This is a genomic window from Blastomonas sp. 34TW (genome assembly GCF_059803595.1).
Genome location: NZ_JAPFGW010000043.1, coordinates 1 through 1782, shown reverse-complemented (window position 1 = coordinate 1782; position 1782 = coordinate 1). Strand labels below are relative to the sequence as shown.

Annotated in this window: 1 rRNA gene; it reads left to right on the top strand. The window is 53.0% G+C overall.

From position 1 onward, the window contains the following. A 23S ribosomal RNA gene (locus OPU69_RS19880) occupies window positions 1-1782 on the top strand; the annotation flags it as partial.

Genomic DNA, 1782 nt, shown 5'->3' with positions numbered 1-1782 from the left:
CCACCCTCCAAGCCTAAATACTCGTACATGACCGATAGCGAACAAGTACCGTGAGGGAAAGGTGAAAAGCACCCCGATGAGGGGAGTGAAACAGTACCTGAAACCGAATGCTTACAATCAGTTGGAGGGTCCTTGAGGCCTGACAGCGTACCTCTTGTATAATGGGTCAGTGACTTAATCTATCAAGCGAGCTTAAGCCGTTAGGTGTAGGCGCAGCGAAAGCGAGTCTGAACAGGGCGACTGAGTTTGATGGATTAGACCCGAAACCCGGCGATCTAGGCATGACCAGGCTGAAGGTGCGGTAACACGCACTGGAGGGCCGAACCGTTTAATGTTGAAAAATTATCGGATGAGTTGTGTTTAGGGGTGAAAGGCCAATCAAGCCGGGAAATAGCTGGTTCTCCGCGAAATCTATTTAGGTAGAGCGTCGGATGTTTACCTGTGGGGGTAGAGCACTGGATGGGCTAGGGGGTCGCGAGATCTACCAAACCTAACCAAACTCCGAATACCACAGAGTTAGTCCGGCAGACAGACGGCGGGTGCTAAGGTCCGTCGTCAAAAGGGAAACAGCCCTAACCTACAGCTAAGGTCCCCAAATCGTATCTAAGTGGGAAAGCATGTGGGATTTCCAAAACAACCAGGAGGTTGGCTTAGAAGCAGCCATCCTTTAAAGAAAGCGTAACAGCTCACTGGTCTAAATAAGAGATCCTGCGGCGAAAATGTAACGGGGCTCAAGATACGTACCGAAGCTTAGGGTGTGCATTTATGCACGCGGTAGCGGAGCGTTCCGTAAGCCTGTGAAGCGGGAGGGTAACCGACCGTGGAGGTATCGGAAGTGAGAATGCTGACATGAGTAGCGATAAAGAGGGTGAGATGCCCTCTCGCCGAAATCCCAAGGGTTCCTGCTTAAAGCTAATCTGAGCAGGGTGAGCCGGCCCCTAAGACGAGCCCGAAGGGGGTAGTCGATGGGAACCACGTTAATATTCGTGGGCCTGGAGGTGTGTGACGGATGGCGTAAGTTGTCAGGCCTTATTGGATTGGTCTGGCTTCGAAGTTGTCCCAGGAAATAGCCCCTCCGTATAGACCGTACCCTAAACCGACACAGGTGGGATGGTAGAGTATACCAAGGCGCTTGAGAGAAGTGTACTGAAGGAACTCGGCAAATTACCTCCGTAACTTCGGGAGAAGGAGGCCCCACATATGGGCAACCATGTGTGGGGGGCACAAGCCAGGGGGTAGCGACTGTTTAGCAAAAACACAGGACTCTGCTAAGTCGGCTTCAAGACGACGTATAGGGTCTGACGCCTGCCCGGTGCTGGAAGGTTAAGAGGAGGGGTGCAAGCTCTGAATTGAAGCCCCAGTAAACGGCGGCCGTAACTATAACGGTCCTAAGGTAGCGAAATTCCTTGTCGGGTAAGTTCCGACCTGCACGAATGGCGTAACGACTTCCCCACTGTCTCCAGTACATGCTCAGCGAAATTGAATTCTCCGTGAAGATGCGGAGTACCCGCGGTTAGACGGAAAGACCCCGTGCACCTTTACTGCAGCTTCAGAGTGGCATTAGGAAAGAACTGTGTAGCATAGGTGGGAGGCTTTGAAGCGACGGCGCCAGCTGTCGTGGAGCCATAGGTGAAATACCACCCTGTTGTTTTCTGATGTCTAACCACGCACCGTTATCCGGTGCTGGGACCCTCTGTGGCGGGTAGTTTGACTGGGGCGGTCGCCTCCTAAAGAGTAACGGAGGCGCGCGATGGTGAGCTCAGGACGGTTGGAAACCGTCTG